Genomic DNA, 20,101 nt, shown 5'->3' on the forward strand with positions numbered 1-20,101 from the left:
AATGAGCAGTAATAAAGAGTTAATGCAGCGCCGCAGTCAGGCCGTTCCTCGTGGCGTTGGGCAAATTCACCCGATTTTCGCTGACCGCGCAGAAAACTGCCGGGTGTGGGACGTTGAAGGCCGTGAGTATCTTGATTTCGCAGGCGGCATTGCGGTGCTCAATACCGGACATCTGCATCCGAAAGTGGTGGCGGCGGTGGAAGCGCAGTTGAAAAAACTGTCGCACACCTGCTTCCAGGTGCTGGCTTACGAGCCGTATCTGGAGCTGTGCGAGATGATGAATCAGAAGGTGCCGGGCGATTTTGCCAAAAAAACGCTGCTGGTGACGACAGGTTCTGAAGCGGTGGAAAATGCGGTGAAAATCGCCCGCGCCGCCACCAAACGTAGCGGCACCATCGCTTTTAGCGGCGCGTATCACGGGCGCACACACTATACACTGGCGCTGACTGGCAAGGTGAATCCGTACTCTGCGGGGATGGGACTGATGCCGGGCCATGTTTATCGCGCGCTTTATCCTTGCCCGCTGCACGGCATCAGCGAGGATGACGCTATCGCCAGTATCCACCGAATCTTCAAAAATGACGCCGCGCCGGAAGATATCGCCGCCATCGTGATTGAACCAGTTCAGGGCGAAGGCGGTTTCTACGCCTCAACGCCAGCCTTTATGCAACGTTTACGCGCGCTGTGTGACGAACACGGGATCATGCTGATTGCCGATGAAGTGCAGAGCGGCGCGGGGCGTACCGGCACGCTGTTTGCGATGGAGCAGATGGGCGTCGCGCCGGATCTCACCACCTTTGCGAAATCGATCGCAGGCGGCTTCCCGCTGGCGGGCGTCACCGGACGCGCCGAAGTGATGGACGCTGTCGCTCCAAGTGGCTTAGGCGGCACCTATGCCGGTAACCCGATTGCCTGCGTGGCGGCGCTGGAAGTGTTGAAAGTGTTCGAGCAGGAAAATCTGCTGCAAAAAGCCAACGATCTGGGGCAGAAGCTAAAAGACGGATTGCTGGCGATCGCCGAAAAACACCCGGAGGTAGGCGACGTACGCGGGCTGGGAGCGATGATCGCTATCGAATTGTTTGAAGGTGGCGATCACAGTAAACCGGACGCCAGACTCACCGCCGAGATCGTGGCGCGTGCCCGCGATAAAGGCCTGATTCTTCTCTCCTGCGGCCCGTATTACAACGTGCTGCGCATCCTTGTACCACTCACCATTGAAGACGCTCAGATTCGTCAGGGTCTGGAGATCATCAGCCAGTGTTTTGCTGAGGCAAAACAGTAGCACTGCACCCATGCCGGAGGCGACGCTTACGCGTCTTGTCCGGCCTACGAGAGCGTAGGTCGGATAAGGCGTTTACGCCGCATCCGACAATCGGCGCACCCATGCCGGAGGCGACGCTGCGCGTCTTGTCCGGCCTACGGGAATCCCGGTCGGATAAAGCGTTTACGCCACATCCGACAATTTGTACGTGAACAGGAATAAATCTATGTCGACCGGATAAGGCGGAGCCGCTCTCCGGCAAAAAGAACCAATAACAATTAAACGCGTGACCTGACGCGGGAAATGTCGGGGCGCTCTCCCAAGTGACGCACTTTCGAGAGGATTCAGGATGGGGCAATCATCGCAACCACATGAGTTAGGCGGCGGGCTGAAGTCACGCCACGTCACCATGTTGTCTATTGCCGGTGTTATCGGCGCAAGTCTGTTTGTCGGTTCCAGCGTCGCCATCGCCGAAGCGGGCCCGGCGGTATTACTGGCCTATCTGTTCGCCGGATTACTGGTGGTTATGATTATGCGGATGTTGGCGGAAATGGCGGTTGCCACGCCCGATACCGGTTCGTTTTCCACCTATGCCGATAAAGCCATTGGCCGCTGGGCGGGCTATACCATCGGCTGGTTGTACTGGTGGTTTTGGGTACTGGTTATCCCACTTGAAGCCAACATCGCCGCCATGATCCTGCACTCGTGGGTTCCAGGCATTCCCATCTGGTTATTTTCCCTGGTCATCACCCTCGCCTTAACCGGCAGTAATTTATTAAGCGTTAAAAACTACGGCGAATTTGAGTTCTGGCTGGCGCTGTGCAAAGTCATCGCTATCCTGGCGTTTATTTTCCTCGGTGCAGTGGCAATTAGCGGTTTTTACCCGTATGCCGAAGTGAGCGGTATTTCAAGATTATGGGATAGCGGCGGCTTTATGCCCAACGGCTTCGGGGCGGTACTAAGCGCGATGTTGATCACCATGTTCTCGTTTATGGGCGCAGAAATTGTCACCATCGCCGCAGCTGAATCTGACACGCCGGATAAACATATTGTTCGCGCCACCAACTCGGTTATCTGGCGTATTTCTATCTTCTATTTGTGTTCTATTTTCGTCGTCGTGGCTCTCATTCCGTGGAATATGCCAGGACTGAAAACCGTGGGTTCCTACCGTTCTGTGCTGGAGTTGCTGAATATTCCGCACGCAAAATTCATTATGGATTGCGTTATTTTGCTTTCGGTAACCAGTTGCCTGAACTCGGCGCTGTATATCGCGTCAAGAATGCTCTACTCCTTAAGCCGTCGCGGTGATGCCCCTGCGGCAATGGGCAAAATCAACCGCAGCAAAACCTCGTATGTGGCAGTATTACTCTCCACCGGTGCGGCGTTTTTAACGGTGGTGGTGAACTATTACGCACCTGCCAAAGTGTTTAAATTTCTGATCGACAGCTCCGGCGCTATCGCTCTGCTGGTTTATTTAGTCATCGCCGTTTCGCAGTTGCGGATGCGCAAAATTCTACGAGCTGAAGGAAGCGAAATTCGCCTGCGCATGTGGCTTTATCCGTGGCTCACCTGGCTGGTCATTGGCTTTATTACCTTTGTATTGGTAGTGATGTTATTCCGCCCGGCGCAACAGTTAGAAGTGATCTCCACCGGCTTATTAGCGATAGGGATTATCTGTACCGTGCCAATTATGGCACGCTGGAAGAAGCTTATCTTGTGGCAAAAAACGCCCGTTCATAACACGCGCTGATAATCATCAGGAGTTACACCATGACCATTACGTCCCTGGATGGCTATCGCTGGCTGAAGAACGATATTATTCGCGGTAATTTTCAACCGGATGAAAAATTACGGATGAGTTTGCTGACCTCGCGTTATGCACTCGGCGTCGGGCCGTTGCGGGAAGCGCTTTCACAACTGGTGGCGGAACGACTGGTCACGGTGGTAAACCAAAAAGGCTATCGGGTGGCGTCTATGTCAGAGCAGGAGCTGCTCGATATTTTCGACGCCCGCGCCAATATGGAAGCAATGCTGGTCAGTCTGGCGATTGCCCGCGGTGGCGATGAATGGGAGGCAGACGTTCTTGCGAAGGCGCATCTGCTCAGTAAGCTCGCGGCGTGTGATGCCAGTGAGAAAATGCTTGATGAGTGGGATCTGCGTCATCAGGCTTTTCACACTGCAATTGTGGCGGGCTGTGGTTCTCACTATTTGCTGCAAATGCGTGAACGGTTGTTTGATCTGGCGGCGCGCTATCGATTTATCTGGCTGCGACGAACAGTGCTTTCCGTGGAAATGCTGGAAGATAAACACGATCAGCACCAGGCTCTGACCGAGGCAGTGCTGGCGCGAGATGTCGCGCGCGCCAGTGAGTTAATGCGTCAACATTTGCTGACGCCGATCCCGATTATCCAGCAGGCAATGGCGGGATAAGTTTAAAGACCGTTCAGTAGACATTATTGGCGCAGGCAGTTTGAACGCGGCGCGTTAACGCCGCGGAGCGAACACAGGATTAATCGCGGGTTTGCACCCAGAAAGCATGAATCAAACCAGGGATATAGCCAAGCAGCGTCAGCAGAATATTAATGATGAACGCCCAACCAAATCCCTTGCCCAGCAACACGCCAAGCGGCGGCAAAATGATGGTGATGACGATTCTCCAGAACCCCATATTTACTCCCTATAAGAAAATTACCCATTGTTTAAAAAGAGATTTTATCTCTTAAGCGTAGTGATTTTAGCGTAGCCTGCCAGTTTCAGACTACGCTTTTACTCTCATTTACGCTGCTGGTGCTGGTATATGATGCATTTTTAGTTTAGAATTTTCTAAATTTAGAAAATTCTTAAATTACTATGCCTGAATTAGCCCAACTACAAGCCAGCGCCGAACAGGCCGCAGCCTTACTGAAAGCGATGAGCCATCCCAAACGCCTGTTGATCCTGTGTATGCTTTGCGGTTCGCCTGGCACCAGCGCCGGTGAACTGGCACGCATCACTGGTCTTAGCGCCTCCGCAGCATCACAGCATCTTGCTCGTATGCGTGAAGAAGGGCTTATAGACAGCCAACGGGATGCGCAACGCATTCTTTATTCCATTAAAAATGAGGCGGTAAATGCCATTATCGCCACTCTGAAAAATGTCTATTGTCCGTAAGGAGTGACTATGGCTTTGACAACTATTTCTCCCCGTGACGCACAAGAATTAATCGCGCATGGTGCGAAGTTAATCGATATTCGTGATGCTGATGAATATCTTCGTGAACATATTTCCGAAGCAGATCTGGCTCCATTATCCGTACTGGAACAGTCTGGCCTTCCAACAAAATTACGGAGTGAACAAATTATATTCCACTGCCAGGCAGGTAAACGCACCGCTAATAATGCTCAAAAGCTGGAAGCGATTGCCGCCCCCGCAGATATCTTTTTACTGGATGGTGGGATTGATGGCTGGAAAAAAGCAGGGTTGCCGGTAGCAATAAATAAATCACAGCCCTTGCCGTTAATGCGTCAGGTACAGATTGCCGCTGGCGGGTTAATATTAATCGGCGTTGTCCTGGGTTATACCCTGAATAGTGGTTTCTTCTTATTAAGTGGCTTTGTTGGGGCTGGATTAATGTTTGCAGGAATCAGCGGTTTTTGTGGGATGGCAAGACTGTTGGATAAGATGCCGTGGAATCAGCGAACTTAAGAAACGACGCCGGACGCGCCATAACGGCAGCATCCGGCAGCAGGGATTAGATCAGGAAATCGTCGAGAGATTTACCTTCAGCCAGTGCCTGAGCGATCGGCTTCGGCGTACGACCCTGACCGGTCCAGGTTTTTGTTTCACCATTGAAGTCGGTGAATTTATATTTCGCTGGACGCGGTTCACGCTTTTTACCTGCGCGCGGCGCAGTCGCACCGTTAGCAAATAACTCTTCTGGATTAATTCCATCAGCCTTCATCAGCTCCAGCCAGGTGCTAATTTTTTCCTGACGTTCAGCCAGTTCACGCTGTTGCTTTTCTTCTTCTTCACGTCTTTCTTTAGTGACAACCCTGAATTTTTCGAGCATTTCTTCAAGAACGTCAATGGAGAATTCGCGAGCCATCGCACGGAGGGTGCGGATGTTATTTAAACTTTGTAACATTACAGACATAATAGAAAAAACCTTTTAACGCCAACACAAAAAAAGTATTTCAGCGCGTAGTGTAAGCGATCACTTATTATATTTCCACAAGATTTAATCTATTCACAATCGCACACGATATTATTTCAACTGTTATTTCCTGACGCACCAGTAATTATTTTCAGATTGTATATTAGCCATTTGGCTTACTCATTACGGTTATTAACAACTGATTGGCTGTTCTTTACAACACCATTGTTAATGTCAGACAAATACAACATGCATAAATATGCAGAAACAAAGAATAGAACAAACGGTCACCTATCGAAACTTTATGCTGCCATTTCTCGTTTTATAACATTAAAAATGCTGAATGGTGTTAAACCGCGACTCAATCCATATTCTCTACACTTTAAAACAGCAAGAGCACCAGGACAGTCCACATGCGAACCGTAGATTAACGCTATAACGACATGATTTATAACAACATTTAATATCGTGGCATTAAAAAATCCAGAATGTACGAAAAACAAGTCACTGCGGAACATTTTATCTACAAAAACGGATTAAATAAAAATTTTTCACTAATTGATTACCAATAGCCAGCAATATACGCTATGCGAAAATGAAAATGGCACTCGAAATCACTACTTTCATTTTTATTCATATCCAATTTCGCTTTTATTAAGGAGCATTAACATGTTCTCACCGCAGTCACGCTTGCGTCATGCAGTTGCAGACACGTTCGCGATGGTTGTTTACTGTTCTGTCGTGAACATGTGTATTGAAGTTTTCCTCTCTGGAATGAGCGTTGAACAGTCTCTTTACTCCAGACTGGTCGCTATCCCGGTGAACATCTTAATTGCATGGCCATACGGCATGTATCGCGATCTGTTTATGCGGGCAGCACGCAAAGTTAGCCCGTCGGGTTGGATAAAAAATCTGGCGGATATCCTGGCTTATGTGACGTTTCAGTCACCGGTGTATGTGGCGATCTTGTTAGTGGTTGGCGCGGACTGGCACCAGATTATGGCTGCGGTCAGTTCTAACATCGTGGTTTCGATGTTGATGGGAGCGGTCTATGGTTACTTCCTCGATTACTGCCGTCGATTGTTCAAAGTCAGCCGTTACCAGCAGGTAAAAGCCTGACCTTTCTTTTCGCGACTGGCATTGCCAGTCGCGTCTTTAACTGGCTTCGCCAAACAATCCGTGCAAATAACGTTCAAGCGCTACACGCGAACTGAAGCCGTGCGGAATACCATAATGCTCGTGCCGTTCACCGGCTAAATAGAGCGGAAACTGTTGGTAATGATCGCAAGTTTTAATATCGGAAGCGGGTTCTGCCAGCGTCGAGCTACGTTCTTTTAATGTCGGGTGAATTACCAGTGCGGTACGTCCCATTCGCGCTTCGCGATTAACATAAACGTAATGTTCTCCACGACGGTAACCATACGTTTTCGGGGTTACCACATCGACGGTAAAACCAACTTTCTCAAGTACGCGCGCCACCTCGTCTGGTCGTAAATACATATTTTGTCCTCGTTATTATCTACCGCGGGCTTACCTTACCCGATTGAGCATTAACAGCGCTTTCAGAAAAATCCATAAAGCCGTGATAAACCTCTGCAAGGAATATTTTGGTCTACACTGAAAATTACATCAAATTCTAATGGGGGATCATATGTTTAACAGACCGAGCCGTAACGACGTCGATGAGGACGTGCAAGATATTCAGAATGATGTCAATCAATTAGCCGACAGCCTCGAATCTGTACTGAAATCCTGGGGAAGCGAGGTCAAAGGTGAAGCCGAAGCCGCTCGCAGTAAAGCTCAGGCTCTACTGAAAGATACCAGAGCACGGATGCATGGTCGTACCCGAGTGCAGCAAGCCGCACGCGATGCAGTGAGTTGTGCCAATACGTTTATGCGAGAAAAACCCTGGTGTAGCGTAGGAACAGCGGCGGCGGTGGGTATTTTTATCGGCGTGCTGTTAGGTATACGAAAATCGTAGTGAAACCATGATAATAAATACACGTCTTTAACCCCGAAACCTGGCTTTGGGGTTTTTAATTTAAGGCGTAGTACAATTGCTGTACAACCTGCTGCGCCATATTCTCATTGATGATATTGGTAAATGAGAGCAACAATCCCCCTTCCCCGGATGACTGAATACGCCAGTCACTCAGCGCTTGCACCGCCAGCCCGGCTGCACTGGCTTTACGCGCAAGAGCAATGTCATCTCCGGGCAATCTGATGACCAGTTGGATCCCCCCTTTTTGCGGCACGACCTGAAATCCCTGTTGCATAAGCGCCTGCTCAATCCACTGTCGCCGTTGAGCATAGTGCTGACGCATTTTTTTCAGATGTCGCCAGAAATGCCCCTCATGAATAAAATCCGCCAGCGAATTTTGCCACAGAATGGGCACAGCACACGGCGCCAGTGACGCCTGCTGCCGGAATTGGGCAATCTGTTCCACCGGCACCACCAGCCACGCGCAACGCAGCGCCGGAAACAGTGATTTGCTAAACGTTCCGGCATAAATTACCCGCTGCGGCGCATCGAGACTTTTCAACGCCGGTAGCGGCTTACCGTGATAGCGGAATTCACTGTCATAATCATCTTCAATAATCCATGAGCGGCTACGCTCCGCCCATTCCAGTATCTGATGCCTGCGCGCCAGAGAGAGCGCCACACCGAGCGGGCTTTGGTGTGCCGGAGTTATCAGGGTAAAACGCGCATCAGGATAATTTTGCATTCCGCTTGTGACATCCAGTCCGTTATCGTCAACGGGCACAGGTAAAATCTCCACACCGTGACGAGTGACAATCGGGCGAATCAGTGGAAAGCCGGGATCTTCCATCCACATCCCGTCTCCCGGTTTCGCCAGCGCGTGCAAAATTAAGGTCATTGAGGCCGCATAACCGTGAGTAATAAATACCTGCTCTGGCTGACAATCAATACCACGAGAAACACGAAGGTAATCAACAATCGCCTCACGCAACACCGTCTCGCCACAGACATCGCCTAACGCCAAATCAAAACGCGTCTGAGTGCGCAGGCGACGCCCCATTACCCGCGCCCACAGTTCACGAGGAAAGAGATCGAGTGCGGGTAATCCCATTTGAAATGGCAGCGACTGCTGGCTTTCACCGGCAAAAGCCACCACATCAACAGCGGATTTTTGTAGACGTATCTGCTCACTGACAAAGGTACCAGCCTGCCCCCGCCGAATCAGCCAGCCCTGCGCCACCAACTCAGCATAAGCACTTTCAACAGTGGAGCGAGACACGCCCAATTCCTGCGACCAGGTTCGACTGGAAGGCAACCGTGCGCCAGGCTTCAGTTCCCCTTGCTCAATAGCCGTTTTTAACTGACGGGCGATATCCTGATAACGTGGCATATGGTCTGCTTTTTTACGCAATTTATGGCTCTCTTTAACAGTCCATTATAGTGCTACATTGCGGGCGTTAATAAGAGGAGAAACTGTATGACTACGTTACGTCAGCCTTACTATGAGCTTAGTCCTGCGGTGTATAGCGCCCTGGTACAGGCTAAAACAGCGCTGGAAAATAGCACGCTGGACATCACACTGATGGAGCTGGTTTATCTGCGTATTTCGCAAATCAACGGCTGCGCATTTTGTCTGGAGATGCACAGCAAAGCATTACGCAAATCCGGTGTGCCACAGCATAAACTCGACGCACTTGCAGGCTGGCGCGTAAGCCATCATTTTGATGAGCGCGAGCGAGCAGCGCTGGCGTGGGCGGAATCGGTAACCGATATTGCCAGAACCCATGCGGAAGATGAGGTTTATCAGCCTTTGCTTGAATATTTCAGCGCAACAGAGATCAGCGACTTGACGTTCGCCATCGGGCTGATGAATTGCTTTAACCGTCTGGCGGTTTCCATGCGCATGTAATTCCCTGATGCCGGGTACTCGCCCGGCAAGCAAGCACAAAATCCCCTTCCCCGTTGAGTCATTCAACGGTGGTGAAATTTATCGAAATTTCCCATATCTTGTATGGTTGAATCTTTTTTCAACTACATCTAGTATCTCTCTGGTAACAGAGAGATAACCCGACGCGAATCATCGCGCCGTATCTTCATTTTAAACGGAAATACGAATCATGCGCATTACTATTTACACTCGTAACGATTGCGTTCAGTGCCACGCCACTAAACGGGCGCTGGAAAACCGGGGTTTTGACTTTGAAATGATTAATGTCGATCGCGAACCTGAAGCGGCAGAAGCGTTGCGCGCTCAGGGCTTTCGCCAGTTGCCGGTGGTGATTGCAGGCGATCTCAGTTGGTCAGGCTTTCGCCCGGATATGATTAATCGCTTGCATCCTGCACCACGCGCGGTCAGTGCATGAGTTTGATCGTCTACTTCTCCAGTCGCTCCGAAAATACGCAGCGTTTTATCGAACGTTTAGGGCTGCCTGCGGTGCGCATTCCACTCAATGAGCGGGAACGGATTCAGGTAGACGAGCCTTACATCCTGATCGTGCCCTCTTACGGCGGCGGCGGTATGGCTGGCGCAGTACCACGACAGGTAATTCGCTTTTTAAATGACGAGCATAACCGGGCGTTGCTTCGCGGCGTTATTGCTTCGGGTAATCGCAATTTTGGTGAGGCGTATGGCCGCGCCGGAGATGTGATTGCCCGGAAATGCGGCGTGCCGTGGCTGTACCGCTTTGAACTCATGGGTACACAAAGCGATATCGAAAACGTTCGTAAAGGAGTAACCGAATTTTGGCAACGACAACCGCAGAACGCCTGACGCAGGAAACGATGGATTATCACGCCCTGAATGCGATGCTTAACCTTTACGATAACGCAGGTCGCATCCAGTTCGATAAAGACCGCCAGGCAGTAGACGCCTTTATGGCGACGCATGTGCGTCCGAACACTGTGACCTTCAGCAGCCAGCAGCAGCGACTGAACTGGCTGGTCAACGAGGGTTACTATGATGAAGGCGTCCTCAACCGCTACTCTCGCGATTTTGTCATTACACTGTTTGCCCACGCGCACGCCAGCGGTTTTCGTTTCCAGACATTCCTCGGGGCATGGAAGTTTTACACCAGCTATACGTTGAAGACATTCGACGGTAAGCGTTATCTGGAAGATTTTGCCGATCGCGTCACGATGGTGGCGCTGACGCTGGCACAAGGCGATGAAACACTGGCGACGCAACTAGCTGATGAGATGCTGTCAGGACGCTTTCAGCCTGCCACACCGACATTCCTCAACTGCGGTAAGCAGCAGCGCGGCGAACTGGTTTCCTGTTTTCTGCTGCGTATTGAAGACAATATGGAGTCGATTGGTCGGGCGGTAAATTCTGCACTGCAACTGTCGAAACGCGGCGGCGGCGTGGCATTTTTACTGTCGAATCTGCGGGAAGCGGGCGCGCCAATTAAACGTATTGAAAATCAATCTTCTGGCGTGATCCCGGTGATGAAAATGCTGGAAGATGCCTTTTCCTACGCCAACCAGCTCGGCGCGCGTCAGGGAGCTGGCGCGGTATATCTGCACGCGCATCATCCCGATATTCTGCGTTTTCTCGATACAAAACGGGAAAATGCCGACGAAAAAATCCGCATTAAAACGCTGTCGCTGGGGGTGGTGATCCCGGATATCACCTTCCATCTGGCGAAAGAGAATGCGCAGATGGCGCTCTTTTCACCCTATGACGTTGAGCGAGTTTATGGCAAGCCGTTTGCCGATATCGCCATCAGTGAATACTATGACGAACTGGTTGCCAATAAACACATCCGCAAAAAATACATCAATGCCCGTGATTTCTTCCAACGACTGGCAGAAATCCAGTTTGAGTCCGGCTATCCGTACATCATGTATGAAGACACGGTTAACCGTGCTAACCCTATAGCCGGGCGCATAAATATGAGCAATCTCTGCTCAGAAATTTTGCAGGTTAACAGCGCCTCAGCGTATGACGAGAATCTCGACTATGCGCGCACAGGCCATGATATCTCCTGCAATTTAGGTTCATTGAATATTGCCCACACCATGGATTCCCCAAACTTTGCCCGCACGGTAGAGACCGCCATACGCGGTTTAACGGCGGTGTCAGATATGAGTCATATCCGCAGCGTGCCATCCATCGAAGCCGGGAATGCCGCCTCGCACGCCATCGGTCTGGGGCAGATGAATTTACACGGCTATCTGGCGCGAGAAGGCATCGCCTACGGTTCGCCGGAAGCGCTGGATTTCACCAATCTTTATTTCTACACCATCACCTGGCACGCCCTGCGTACTTCGATGTTGCTGGCGCGCGAACGCGGTGAAACCTTCGCCGGGTTCAAACAGTCACGCTATGCCAGCGGTGAATATTTTAGCCAATATCTGCAAGGTAACTGGCAACCGAAAACGGCGAAAGTTGGCGAGTTGTTTGCTCATAGCAGTATCACGTTACCTACCCGCGAAATGTGGGCGCAACTGCGCGATGACGTAATGCGCTATGGCATTTACAACCAGAATATCCAGGCGGTGCCGCCAACCGGTTCTATCTCTTACATCAACCACGCCACGTCGAGTATTCATCCGATTGTAGCGAAAGTAGAGATACGCAAAGAGGGCAAAACAGGACGCGTTTACTACCCTGCCCCGTTTATGACTAACGAAAATCTGGCGCTGTATCAGGACGCTTACGAAATTGGCGCAGAAAAGATCATCGACACCTACGCCGAAGCGACTCGCCATGTCGATCAAGGGCTGTCGCTGACGCTGTTTTTCCCCGATACCGCCACCACTCGCGATATCAACAAAGCGCAGATTTATGCCTGGCGTAAAGGTATCAAAACGCTCTACTACATCCGCCTGCGTCAGATGGCGCTGGAAGGTACTGAAATTGAAGGCTGCGTCTCCTGCGCGCTTTAAGGAATATCTATGAAACTCTCACGTATCAGCGCCATCAACTGGAACAAGATATCTGACGATAAAGATCTGGAGGTGTGGAATCGCCTGACCAGCAATTTCTGGCTCCCGGAAAAGGTGCCGCTGTCGAACGATATTCCTGCGTGGCAGACATTAAGTGCCGCAGAACAACAACTGACGATGCGCGTTTTTACTGGCCTGACGCTGCTCGACACGCTGCAAAATGTTATCGGCGCGCCTTCGCTGATGCCCGATGCGCTCACGCCTCATGAAGAGGCGGTATTATCGAATATCAGCTTTATGGAAGCGGTTCATGCCCGCTCTTACAGTTCGATTTTCTCGACGCTGTGCCAGACAAAAGATGTCGATGCCGCCTACGCCTGGAGTGAAGAAAACGCGCCGTTGCAGCGAAAAGCACAGATTATTCAGCAACATTATCGCGGTGATGATCCGCTGAAAAAGAAAATCGCCAGTGTCTTTCTTGAATCATTTTTGTTCTATTCTGGTTTCTGGCTGCCGATGTATCTTTCCAGTCGCGGTAAGTTGACTAATACCGCCGACCTGATCCGTCTGATTATCCGTGATGAAGCAGTCCACGGTTATTACATCGGTTATAAGCATCAGAAAAACCAGGAAAAAATATCCCTGACACAACGTGAAGAGTTGAAGCGTTTCGCCTTCGATTTGTTGCTGGAACTCTACGACAACGAGTTGCAATACACCGATGAGCTGTACGCCGAAACCACGTGGGCTGACGACGTAAAAGCGTTTCTGTGCTACAACGCCAATAAGGCGTTGATGAATCTGGGCTACGAACCGTTATTTCCAGCAGAAATGGCGAAAGTGAATCCGGCAATTCTCGCCGCTCTTTCGCCGAATGCCGATGAGAATCACGATTTCTTTTCCGGCTCTGGCTCCTCTTATGTAATGGGAAAAGCGGTCGAAACAGAAGATGAAGACTGGAATTTCTGACCAGTTATTTTTGAATATATCACCAACCACAGCAGGGAAATAATTTCCGCCAAATAGCCTTTTATCACGTAAATATTTTGTGGTGATCTACATTGATTCTCTGTTGCATTATTCGCCTGAAACCACAATATTCAGGCATTTTTCCACTATCTATAACAAAAAATATCAACTTTTCTCGATTTGCTCTCAGCCCTTATATCATGGGAAATTCCGGCGATTTGCTCGCATCAATATTCATGCCACATTTGCCCTCAGGGGTTGCCTCAGATTCTCAGTATGTTAGGGTAGAAAAAAGTAACTATTTCTATTGGGTAATATATCGACATAAACAAATAACAGGAATCCTTCTATTGCATGGCAATTAAATTAGAAATTAAAAATCTCTATAAAATATTTGGCGAGCATCCACAGAGAGCTTTCAAATATATCGAACAGGGACTTTCAAAAGAACAAATTCTGGAAAAAACTGGACTATCGCTTGGCGTAAAAGACGCCAGTCTGGCGATTGAAGAAGGCGAGATATTTGTCATCATGGGATTATCCGGTTCGGGTAAATCTACAATGGTACGTCTTCTCAATCGCCTGATTGAACCCACCCGTGGACAAGTGCTAATTGACGGCATCGATATCGCCCAAATATCCGACGCAGAGCTCCGTGAGGTGCGCAGAAAAAAGATTGCGATGGTCTTTCAGTCATTTGCTTTAATGCCGCATATGACCGTGCTGGATAATACCGCGTTCGGTATGGAATTAGCGGGAATTAACGCAGAGGAACGTCGGGAAAAAGCACTTGATGCTCTGCGTCAGGTGGGGCTGGAAAATTATGCCCACAGCTACCCGGATGAACTTTCTGGCGGCATGCGTCAGCGCGTTGGACTAGCCCGTGCATTAGCGATTAATCCAGATATTTTATTAATGGACGAAGCCTTCTCTGCGCTAGATCCATTAATTCGCACGGAGATGCAGGATGAGCTGGTAAAATTACAGGCGAAACATCAACGTACCATTGTCTTTATTTCCCACGATCTCGACGAAGCGATGCGTATTGGCGACCGGATTGCCATTATGCAAAATGGCGAAGTGGTACAGGTCGGTACACCGGACGAAATTCTCAATAATCCGGCAAACGATTATGTCCGAACCTTCTTCCGTGGCGTCGATATTAGCCAGGTGTTCAGCGCAAAAGATATTGCTCGTCGGACACTAAACGGCTTAATTCGTAAAACGCCCGGCTTCGGCCCGCGTTCGGCACTGAAATTATTGCAGGATGAAGATCGCGAATATGGTTACGTCATCGAACGCGGTAATAAATTTGTCGGCGCCGTGTCTATCGATTCGTTAAAAGCGGCATTAACGCAGCAACAAGGTCTTGATGCCGCGTTGATTGATACTCCCTTAGCGGTTGATGCGCAAACGCCTCTCAGCGAGTTGCTCTCGCATGTCGGACAGGCACCCTGTGCGGTGCCCGTGGTCGACGAGGACCAACAGTATGTCGGCATCATTTCCAAAGGGATGCTGCTACGCGCTTTAGATCGTGAGGGGGTAAACAATGGCTGATCAAAACAATCCGTGGGATACCACAGCAGCGGCGGACAGCGCCGCACAATCCGCAGACGCCTGGGGAATGCCGGCAACAACGCCTACTGACGGCGGCGCTGACTGGCTGACGAATACGCCCCCGCCGGCACCTGAACATTTCAATATTATGGATCCGTTCCATAAAACGCTGATCCCACTCGACAGTTGGGTAACTGAAGGGATCGACTGGGTCGTTACCCATTTCCGTCCTGTCTTTCAGGGCGTGCGCGTTCCGGTGGATTATATCCTCAACGGTTTCCAGCAACTGCTGCTGGGTATGCCCGCGCCTGTGGCGATTATCCTTTTCGCCCTGTTAGCCTGGCAGATTTCCGGCGCAGGAATGGGCGTGGCAACGCTGATTTCGCTGGTTGCCATCGGTGCAATCGGTGCCTGGTCGCAGGCAATGGTTACTCTGGCGCTGGTGTTAACCGCCCTGCTGTTTTGTATCGTCATCGGCCTGCCTCTGGGGATCTGGCTGGCGAGAAGCCCACGGGCAGCAAAAATAATCCGTCCTCTGCTTGATGCCATGCAGACGACGCCTGCGTTTGTTTATCTGGTGCCAATCGTCATGCTGTTTGGTATTGGTAACGTACCGGGCGTAGTGGTGACGATCATCTTTGCTCTGCCGCCGATTATCCGACTGACTATTCTGGGGATTAACCAGGTTCCGGCGGATCTGATTGAAGCCTCACGCTCATTCGGTGCCAGCCCGCACCAGATGTTGTTCAAAGTTCAGTTACCGCTGGCGATGCCGACCATTATGGCGGGCGTCAACCAGACACTGATGCTGGCTCTTTCCATGGTGGTCATCGCCTCGATGATTGCCGTCGGCGGGCTGGGTCAGATGGTACTGCGCGGTATCGGTCGTCTGGACATGGGACTTGCTACCGTTGGCGGCATCGGGATTGTGATCCTCGCCATTATCCTCGATCGCCTGACACAGGCCGTTGGGCGCGACGCCCGCAGTCGCGGCAACCGTCGCTGGTATACCACTGGCCCTGTCGGTCTGCTGACCCGTCCATTCATTAAATAACTATGCACTTGCCCGGTGACGCCGGGCATTACCCCCTGCCAAAAAAAAGGAATAACAATGCGACATAGCGTACTTTTTGCGACAGCGTTTGCCACGCTTATCTCTACACAAACTTTTGCTACCGATCTACCGGGCAAGGGAATTACCGTAAACCCGGTTCAGAGCACCATTACCGAAGAAACCTTCCAGACCCTGTTGGTCAGCCGTGCGCTGGAGAAATTAGGTTATACCGTCAACCAGGCCAGCGAAGTGGATTACAACGTTGGCTATACGTCGCTGGCTTCCGGCGATGCGACCTTTACCGCAGTAAACTGGACGCCGCTGCATGACAACATGTACAAAGCTGCCGGTGGCGATAAGAAATTTTATCGTGAAGGGATATTTGTTAACGGTGCGGCACAGGGTTACCTGATCGATAAGAAAACCGCCGACCAGTATAAAATTACCAACATCGCACAACTGAAAGATCCGAAAATAGCCAAACTGTTCGATACCAACGGCGACGGTAAAGCGGATTTAACCGGTTGTAACCCAGGCTGGGGCTGCGAAGGTGCCATCAACTATCAGCTTGCCGCGTATGACCTGACCAATACCGTAACCCACAATCAGGGGAACTACGCGGCAATGATGGCCGATACCATCAGTCGTTACAAAGAGGGCAAGCCGGTGTTTTACTACACCTGGACGCCGTACTGGGTGAGTAATGAACTAAAACCGGGGAAAGATGTGGTCTGGTTGCAGGTGCCGTTCTCCGCACTGCCGGGAGATAAAAACGCCGACACCAAACTGCCGAATGGCGCGAATTATGGCTTCCCGGTAAGTACCATACATATTGTCGCCAACAAAGCCTGGGCAGAGAAAAACCCGGCGGCAGCAAAACTATTTGCCATTATGCAATTGCCAGTGGCGGATATTAACGCCCAGAACGCCATTATGCATGACGGCAAAGCCTCAGAAAGCGATATTCAGGGCCACGTTGATGGCTGGATCAAAGCCCACCAGCAGCAATTTGACGGCTGGGTGAATGAGGCGCTGGCGGCGCAGAAATAATTTTTATTCGGGCGGATAAGGCGTTTTCACCGCATCCGCCGTTTTGTGCACAATGCCTGATGCGACGCTGACGCGTCTTATCAGGCCTACAAACCACACCGCACATTTCAACAATCTATCTTTTTACCCGACATCCATAAACATCCGCTATGATTGGTTTCCAGACTAATCATCACCTGATAAACAAAAACAATGACTAAAACCAATCATGAGCTTAGCCCGGCGCTGATCGTGCTGATGTCGATCGCCACCGGTCTGGCAGTCGCCAGCAACTATTACGCCCAGCCGTTGCTCGACACCATCGCGCGTAACTTTTCCCTTTCCGCCAGTTCAGCAGGCTTTATCGTCACCGTCGCACAATTAGGCTATGCCGCCGGTCTGCTGTTTCTTGTCCCCCTCGGGGATATGTTTGAACGCCGCCGCCTGATTGTCTTCATGACCTTACTGGCAGCCGGAGGCATGTTGCTCACCGCCAGCAGTCAGTCGCTGGCAATGTTGATCCTCGGCACGGCATTAACCGGCTTATTCTCGGTCGTGGCACAAATTCTGGTTCCGCTGGCGGCGACGCTGGCTTCACCCGATAAACGCGGCAAAGTGGTTGGCACCATTATGAGCGGCCTGCTGTTGGGGATTTTGCTGGCGCGGACTATTGCCGGGCTGCTGGCAAACCTCGGCGGCTGGCGTACCGTCTTCTGGGTTGCATCGGTGTTAATGGCACTGATGGCGCTGGCGTTATGGCGCGGTCTGCCACAAATGAAATCAGAAACCCAACTCAACTATCCACAGTTGTTAGGTTCCGTTTTCAGTATGTTTATGCACGATAAGATACTACGCACCCGTGCGGTACTGGGCTGCCTGACTTTTGCCAACTTCAGTATTCTCTGGACATCGATGGCTTTTCTGCTCGCTGCACCGCCCTTTAATTATAGCGACGGCATGATTGGTCTGTTTGGCCTGGCAGGTGCCGCGGGAGCATTAGGCGCACGTCCAGCGGGAGGTTTTGCTGATAAGGGCAAATCGCACCTCACAACGACTTTTGGTTTACTGCTGTTATTACTTTCATGGCTGGCGATCTGGTTCGGTCATACCTCCGTGCTGGCGCTGATTATTGGCATCCTGGTGCTGGATCTCACCGTCCAGGGCGTGCATATCACTAATCAGACCGTGATTTATCGAATTCACCCAGATGCGCGTAATCGCCTGACCGCGGGTTATATGACCAGCTACTTTATGGGCGGCGCAGCCGGCTCGTTGATTTCGGCCTCCGCCTGGCAACATGCTGGTTGGGCTGGCGTTTGTCTGGCTGGCGCGACGATTGCTCTGGTTAACTTGTTGGTCTGGTGGCGAGGTTTTCATCATCAGAAAGCTGCAAATTAAGCAATCAGCAACCGTTTTCGTCGCTTTACACTGATAAGGGTGTTAAGAATCCCATCAGTCTGATAAGGTTAAGATATTCATTCAGTCTATTTATAATATTAACAGTCGTTAAGCGTACACTCTATGGAAAGTCCAATTCCTCAGCCTGTTTCTGATTCGGCGACCTTCATGGAAGGATGCAAAGACAGTTTACCGATTGTTATTAGTTATATTCCGGTAGCCTTTGCTTTCGGTCTGAATGCGACCCGTCTGGGATTTACCCCTCTCGAAAGTGTTTTTTTCTCCTGCATTATTTATGCAGGAGCCAGTCAGTTCGTCATTACTGCGATGCTGGCGGCCGGGAGTAGTTTGTGGGTTGCTGCACTGACCGTGATGGCAATGGACGTTCGCCATGTTTTGTATGGCCCGTCATTGCGTAGTCGCATAGCCCGGCATCTGCAAAAATCGAAAACTGCGCTGTGGGCGTTTGGCCTGACAGACGAAGTTTTTGCAGCGGCAACGGCAAAGCTGGTACGCAATAATCGCCGCTGGAGTGAAAACTGGATGATTGGCATCGCCTTCAGTTCGTGGTCGTCGTGGGTATTTGGTACGGTAATAGGGGCATTCTCCGGCAGCGGTTTGCTGCAAGGTTATCCAGCCGTTGAAGCAGCATTAAGCTTTATGCTGCCAGCGCTCTTTATGAGTTTCCTGCTCGCCTCTTTCCAACGCAAACAATCCCTTTGCGTTACCGCAGCGTTAATTGGCGCCCTCGCAGGCGTAACGTTGTTTTCAATTCCCGTCGCCATTCTGGCAGGTATTGTCTGTGGTTGCCTCACCGCGCTCATCCAGTCGTTCTGGCAAGGAGCACCTGATGAGCTATGAGGTTCTGCTGCTCGGATTACTGGTCGGTGCTGCGAATTACTGTTTTCGTTATTTACCACTGCGTCTGCAGGCGGGCAATGCTCGTCCAGCCAAACGCGGCGCGGTGGGTATTTTGCTCGACACCATTGGCATTGCCTCTATTTGCGCTCTGCTGGTTGTTTCTACTGCACCAGAAGTGATGCACGACTCACGCCGTTTCGTGCCCACGCTGGTCGGTTTTGTGGTACTGGGCGCCAGCTTCTACAAAACACGCAGCATTATCGTCCCCACTCTACTCAGCGCGCTGGCCTATGGGCTCGCCTGGAAAGTGCTGACGATTATATAACTCACAAGAATTGATTTTTATAAAACAATACATTTACTTTATTTGTCACTGTCGTTACTATATCGGCTGAAATTAATGAGGTCATACCCAAATGGATAGTTCGTTTACGCCCATTGAACAAATGCTAAAATTTCGCGCCAGCCGCCATGAAGATTTTCCTTATCAGGAGATTCTTCTGACTCGTCTTTGTATGCACATGCAAAGCAAGTTGTTGGAGAACCGCAATAAAATGCTGAAGGCTCAGGGGATTAACGAGACGTTGTTTATGGCGTTGATTACGCTGGAGTCTCAGGAAAATCACAGTATTCAGCCTTCTGAATTGAGTTGTGCTCTTGGATCATCCCGTACCAATGCGACGCGTATTGCCGATGAGCTGGAAAAACGTGGTTGGATCGAGCGTCGTGAAAGCGATAACGATCGCCGTTGCCTGCATCTGCAATTAACGGAAAAAGGTCATGAGTTTTTGCGCGAGGTCCTACCACCGCAGCATAACTGCCTGCATCAACTCTGGTCTTCACTTACCGCAAGTGAGAAAGATCAACTCGAGCAAATCACCCGCAAATTGCTCTCTCGTCTCGACCAGATGGAACAAGACGGTGTGGTTCTCGAAGCGATGAGCTAACGCGTCATCTCGCTCAAAAATCCAG

At 50.6% G+C, this 20,101-nt stretch carries 23 protein-coding genes; 19 read left to right on the forward strand and 4 right to left on the reverse strand.

Annotated features, from left to right (window positions below):
• Window position 1 precedes the first annotated feature (1 nt).
• From gabT to csiR, 3 genes are all read left to right on the forward strand, one after another.
• On the forward strand, window positions 2–1,282 hold the full coding sequence (gabT, locus tag EA14781_RS02425; RefSeq protein WP_000097685.1) for a 4-aminobutyrate--2-oxoglutarate transaminase: 1,281 nt from the start codon (window positions 2–4) through the stop codon (window positions 1,280–1,282).
• 328 nt (window positions 1,283–1,610) lie between these two features.
• The gene (gabP, locus tag EA14781_RS02430) at window positions 1,611–3,011 is read left to right on the forward strand and encodes a GABA permease (protein ID WP_000531677.1); all 1,401 of its coding nucleotides are present in this window, start codon (window positions 1,611–1,613) and stop codon (window positions 3,009–3,011) included.
• A 20-nt stretch (window positions 3,012–3,031) separates the two neighbouring features.
• Window positions 3,032–3,691 carry a DNA-binding transcriptional regulator CsiR gene (csiR, locus tag EA14781_RS02435; protein WP_000156802.1) on the forward strand — a complete coding sequence of 220 codons (660 nt, stop codon included), beginning with the start codon at window positions 3,032–3,034 and terminating at the stop codon, window positions 3,689–3,691.
• Between the two features lie 79 nt (window positions 3,692–3,770).
• Here the strand turns inward: csiR and EA14781_RS02440 are convergent, their stop codons facing one another.
• Window positions 3,771–3,929, reverse strand: a complete 159-nt coding sequence (locus tag EA14781_RS02440) for a YqaE/Pmp3 family membrane protein (protein WP_000508177.1) — start codon at window positions 3,927–3,929, stop codon at window positions 3,771–3,773.
• 182 nt (window positions 3,930–4,111) lie between these two features.
• On the opposite strand from EA14781_RS02440, the gene EA14781_RS02445 reads away from it, so the two are divergent.
• The gene (locus EA14781_RS02445) at window positions 4,112–4,411 is read left to right on the forward strand and encodes an ArsR/SmtB family transcription factor (protein WP_001114364.1); all 300 of its coding nucleotides are present in this window, start codon (window positions 4,112–4,114) and stop codon (window positions 4,409–4,411) included.
• A gap of 9 nt (window positions 4,412–4,420) precedes the next feature.
• Window positions 4,421–4,945, forward strand: coding sequence for a rhodanese family protein (locus EA14781_RS02450; RefSeq protein WP_001229486.1), 525 nt, complete (start codon window positions 4,421–4,423; stop codon window positions 4,943–4,945).
• Between the two features lie 46 nt (window positions 4,946–4,991).
• On the opposite strand, the gene stpA is transcribed toward EA14781_RS02450, so the two are convergent.
• On the reverse strand, window positions 4,992–5,393 hold the full coding sequence (gene stpA, locus EA14781_RS02455) for a DNA-binding protein StpA (protein WP_000115372.1): 402 nt from the start codon (window positions 5,391–5,393) through the stop codon (window positions 4,992–4,994).
• Window positions 5,394–6,062: 669 nt separating this feature from the next.
• Here stpA and alaE point away from each other — a divergent pair.
• Window positions 6,063–6,512 carry an L-alanine exporter AlaE gene (gene alaE / locus EA14781_RS02460; RefSeq protein ID WP_000492664.1) on the forward strand — a complete coding sequence of 150 codons (450 nt, stop codon included), beginning with the start codon at window positions 6,063–6,065 and terminating at the stop codon, window positions 6,510–6,512.
• Window positions 6,513–6,548: 36 nt separating this feature from the next.
• Here alaE and EA14781_RS02465 read toward each other — a convergent pair whose 3' ends face one another.
• Complete coding sequence (locus tag EA14781_RS02465; protein WP_000281308.1) at window positions 6,549–6,893, reverse strand: DUF2002 family protein; 345 nt, start codon at window positions 6,891–6,893, stop codon at window positions 6,549–6,551.
• A 151-nt stretch (window positions 6,894–7,044) separates the two neighbouring features.
• Here EA14781_RS02465 and EA14781_RS02470 point away from each other — a divergent pair, with 151 nt between their 5' ends.
• The gene (locus EA14781_RS02470; protein ID WP_000483315.1) at window positions 7,045–7,374 is read left to right on the forward strand and encodes an ElaB/YgaM/YqjD family protein; all 330 of its coding nucleotides are present in this window, start codon (window positions 7,045–7,047) and stop codon (window positions 7,372–7,374) included.
• A gap of 55 nt (window positions 7,375–7,429) precedes the next feature.
• Here the strand turns inward: EA14781_RS02470 and pdxR are convergent, their stop codons facing one another.
• A complete protein-coding gene (gene pdxR, locus EA14781_RS02475) occupies window positions 7,430–8,764 on the reverse strand; it encodes a MocR-like pyridoxine biosynthesis transcription factor PdxR (protein WP_001138447.1) in 1,335 nt (444 codons plus the stop codon).
• Window positions 8,765–8,851: 87 nt separating this feature from the next.
• Here pdxR and EA14781_RS02480 point away from each other — a divergent pair, with 87 nt between their 5' ends.
• From EA14781_RS02480 to emrR, 12 genes are all read left to right on the forward strand, one after another.
• A complete protein-coding gene (locus EA14781_RS02480; RefSeq protein ID WP_000209801.1) occupies window positions 8,852–9,283 on the forward strand; it encodes a carboxymuconolactone decarboxylase family protein in 432 nt (143 codons plus the stop codon).
• Between the two features lie 208 nt (window positions 9,284–9,491).
• Entirely contained in the window at window positions 9,492–9,737 is a 246-nt protein-coding gene (gene nrdH / locus EA14781_RS02485) for a glutaredoxin-like protein NrdH (protein WP_001223222.1), read from the forward strand.
• Complete coding sequence (gene nrdI, locus EA14781_RS02490; RefSeq protein ID WP_000053318.1) at window positions 9,734–10,144, forward strand: class Ib ribonucleoside-diphosphate reductase assembly flavoprotein NrdI; 411 nt, start codon at window positions 9,734–9,736, stop codon at window positions 10,142–10,144. The genes nrdH and nrdI overlap by 4 nt, the downstream gene beginning before the upstream one ends.
• On the forward strand, window positions 10,117–12,261 hold the full coding sequence (gene nrdE / locus EA14781_RS02495) for a class 1b ribonucleoside-diphosphate reductase subunit alpha (protein WP_000246555.1): 2,145 nt from the start codon (window positions 10,117–10,119) through the stop codon (window positions 12,259–12,261). The genes nrdI and nrdE overlap by 28 nt, the downstream gene beginning before the upstream one ends.
• Before the next feature lie 9 nt (window positions 12,262–12,270).
• On the forward strand, window positions 12,271–13,230 hold the full coding sequence (nrdF, locus tag EA14781_RS02500) for a class 1b ribonucleoside-diphosphate reductase subunit beta (RefSeq protein ID WP_000777912.1): 960 nt from the start codon (window positions 12,271–12,273) through the stop codon (window positions 13,228–13,230).
• Window positions 13,231–13,584: 354 nt separating this feature from the next.
• The gene (proV, locus tag EA14781_RS02505) at window positions 13,585–14,787 is read left to right on the forward strand and encodes a glycine betaine/L-proline ABC transporter ATP-binding protein ProV (protein ID WP_000985480.1); all 1,203 of its coding nucleotides are present in this window, start codon (window positions 13,585–13,587) and stop codon (window positions 14,785–14,787) included.
• Window positions 14,780–15,841 (forward strand): glycine betaine/L-proline ABC transporter permease ProW, encoded by a 1,062-nt coding sequence (proW, locus tag EA14781_RS02510; protein ID WP_000774957.1) that lies wholly within the window; start codon window positions 14,780–14,782, stop codon window positions 15,839–15,841. The genes proV and proW overlap by 8 nt, the downstream gene beginning before the upstream one ends.
• 57 nt (window positions 15,842–15,898) lie before the next feature.
• Entirely contained in the window at window positions 15,899–16,891 is a 993-nt protein-coding gene (gene proX / locus EA14781_RS02515; protein WP_001216542.1) for a glycine betaine/L-proline ABC transporter substrate-binding protein ProX, read from the forward strand.
• A 192-nt stretch (window positions 16,892–17,083) separates the two neighbouring features.
• The gene (locus EA14781_RS02520; protein ID WP_000169336.1) at window positions 17,084–18,268 is read left to right on the forward strand and encodes an MFS transporter; all 1,185 of its coding nucleotides are present in this window, start codon (window positions 17,084–17,086) and stop codon (window positions 18,266–18,268) included.
• Between the two features lie 123 nt (window positions 18,269–18,391).
• On the forward strand, window positions 18,392–19,129 hold the full coding sequence (gene ygaZ, locus EA14781_RS02525; protein ID WP_000445627.1) for an L-valine exporter subunit YgaZ: 738 nt from the start codon (window positions 18,392–18,394) through the stop codon (window positions 19,127–19,129).
• Window positions 19,119–19,454, forward strand: a complete 336-nt coding sequence (gene ygaH / locus EA14781_RS02530) for an L-valine transporter subunit YgaH (RefSeq protein WP_000119741.1) — start codon at window positions 19,119–19,121, stop codon at window positions 19,452–19,454. Before ygaZ ends, ygaH begins: the two co-directional genes overlap by 11 nt.
• Window positions 19,455–19,545: 91 nt before the next feature.
• A complete protein-coding gene (gene emrR, locus EA14781_RS02535) occupies window positions 19,546–20,076 on the forward strand; it encodes a multidrug efflux transporter EmrAB transcriptional repressor EmrR (RefSeq protein WP_000378445.1) in 531 nt (176 codons plus the stop codon).
• Window positions 20,077–20,101: the final 25 nt, after the last annotated feature.

This window comes from Escherichia albertii NBRC 107761 = DSM 17582 (genome assembly GCF_000759775.1).
In the GTDB taxonomy this organism is placed as follows: Bacteria; Pseudomonadota; Gammaproteobacteria; order Enterobacterales; family Enterobacteriaceae; genus Escherichia; species Escherichia albertii.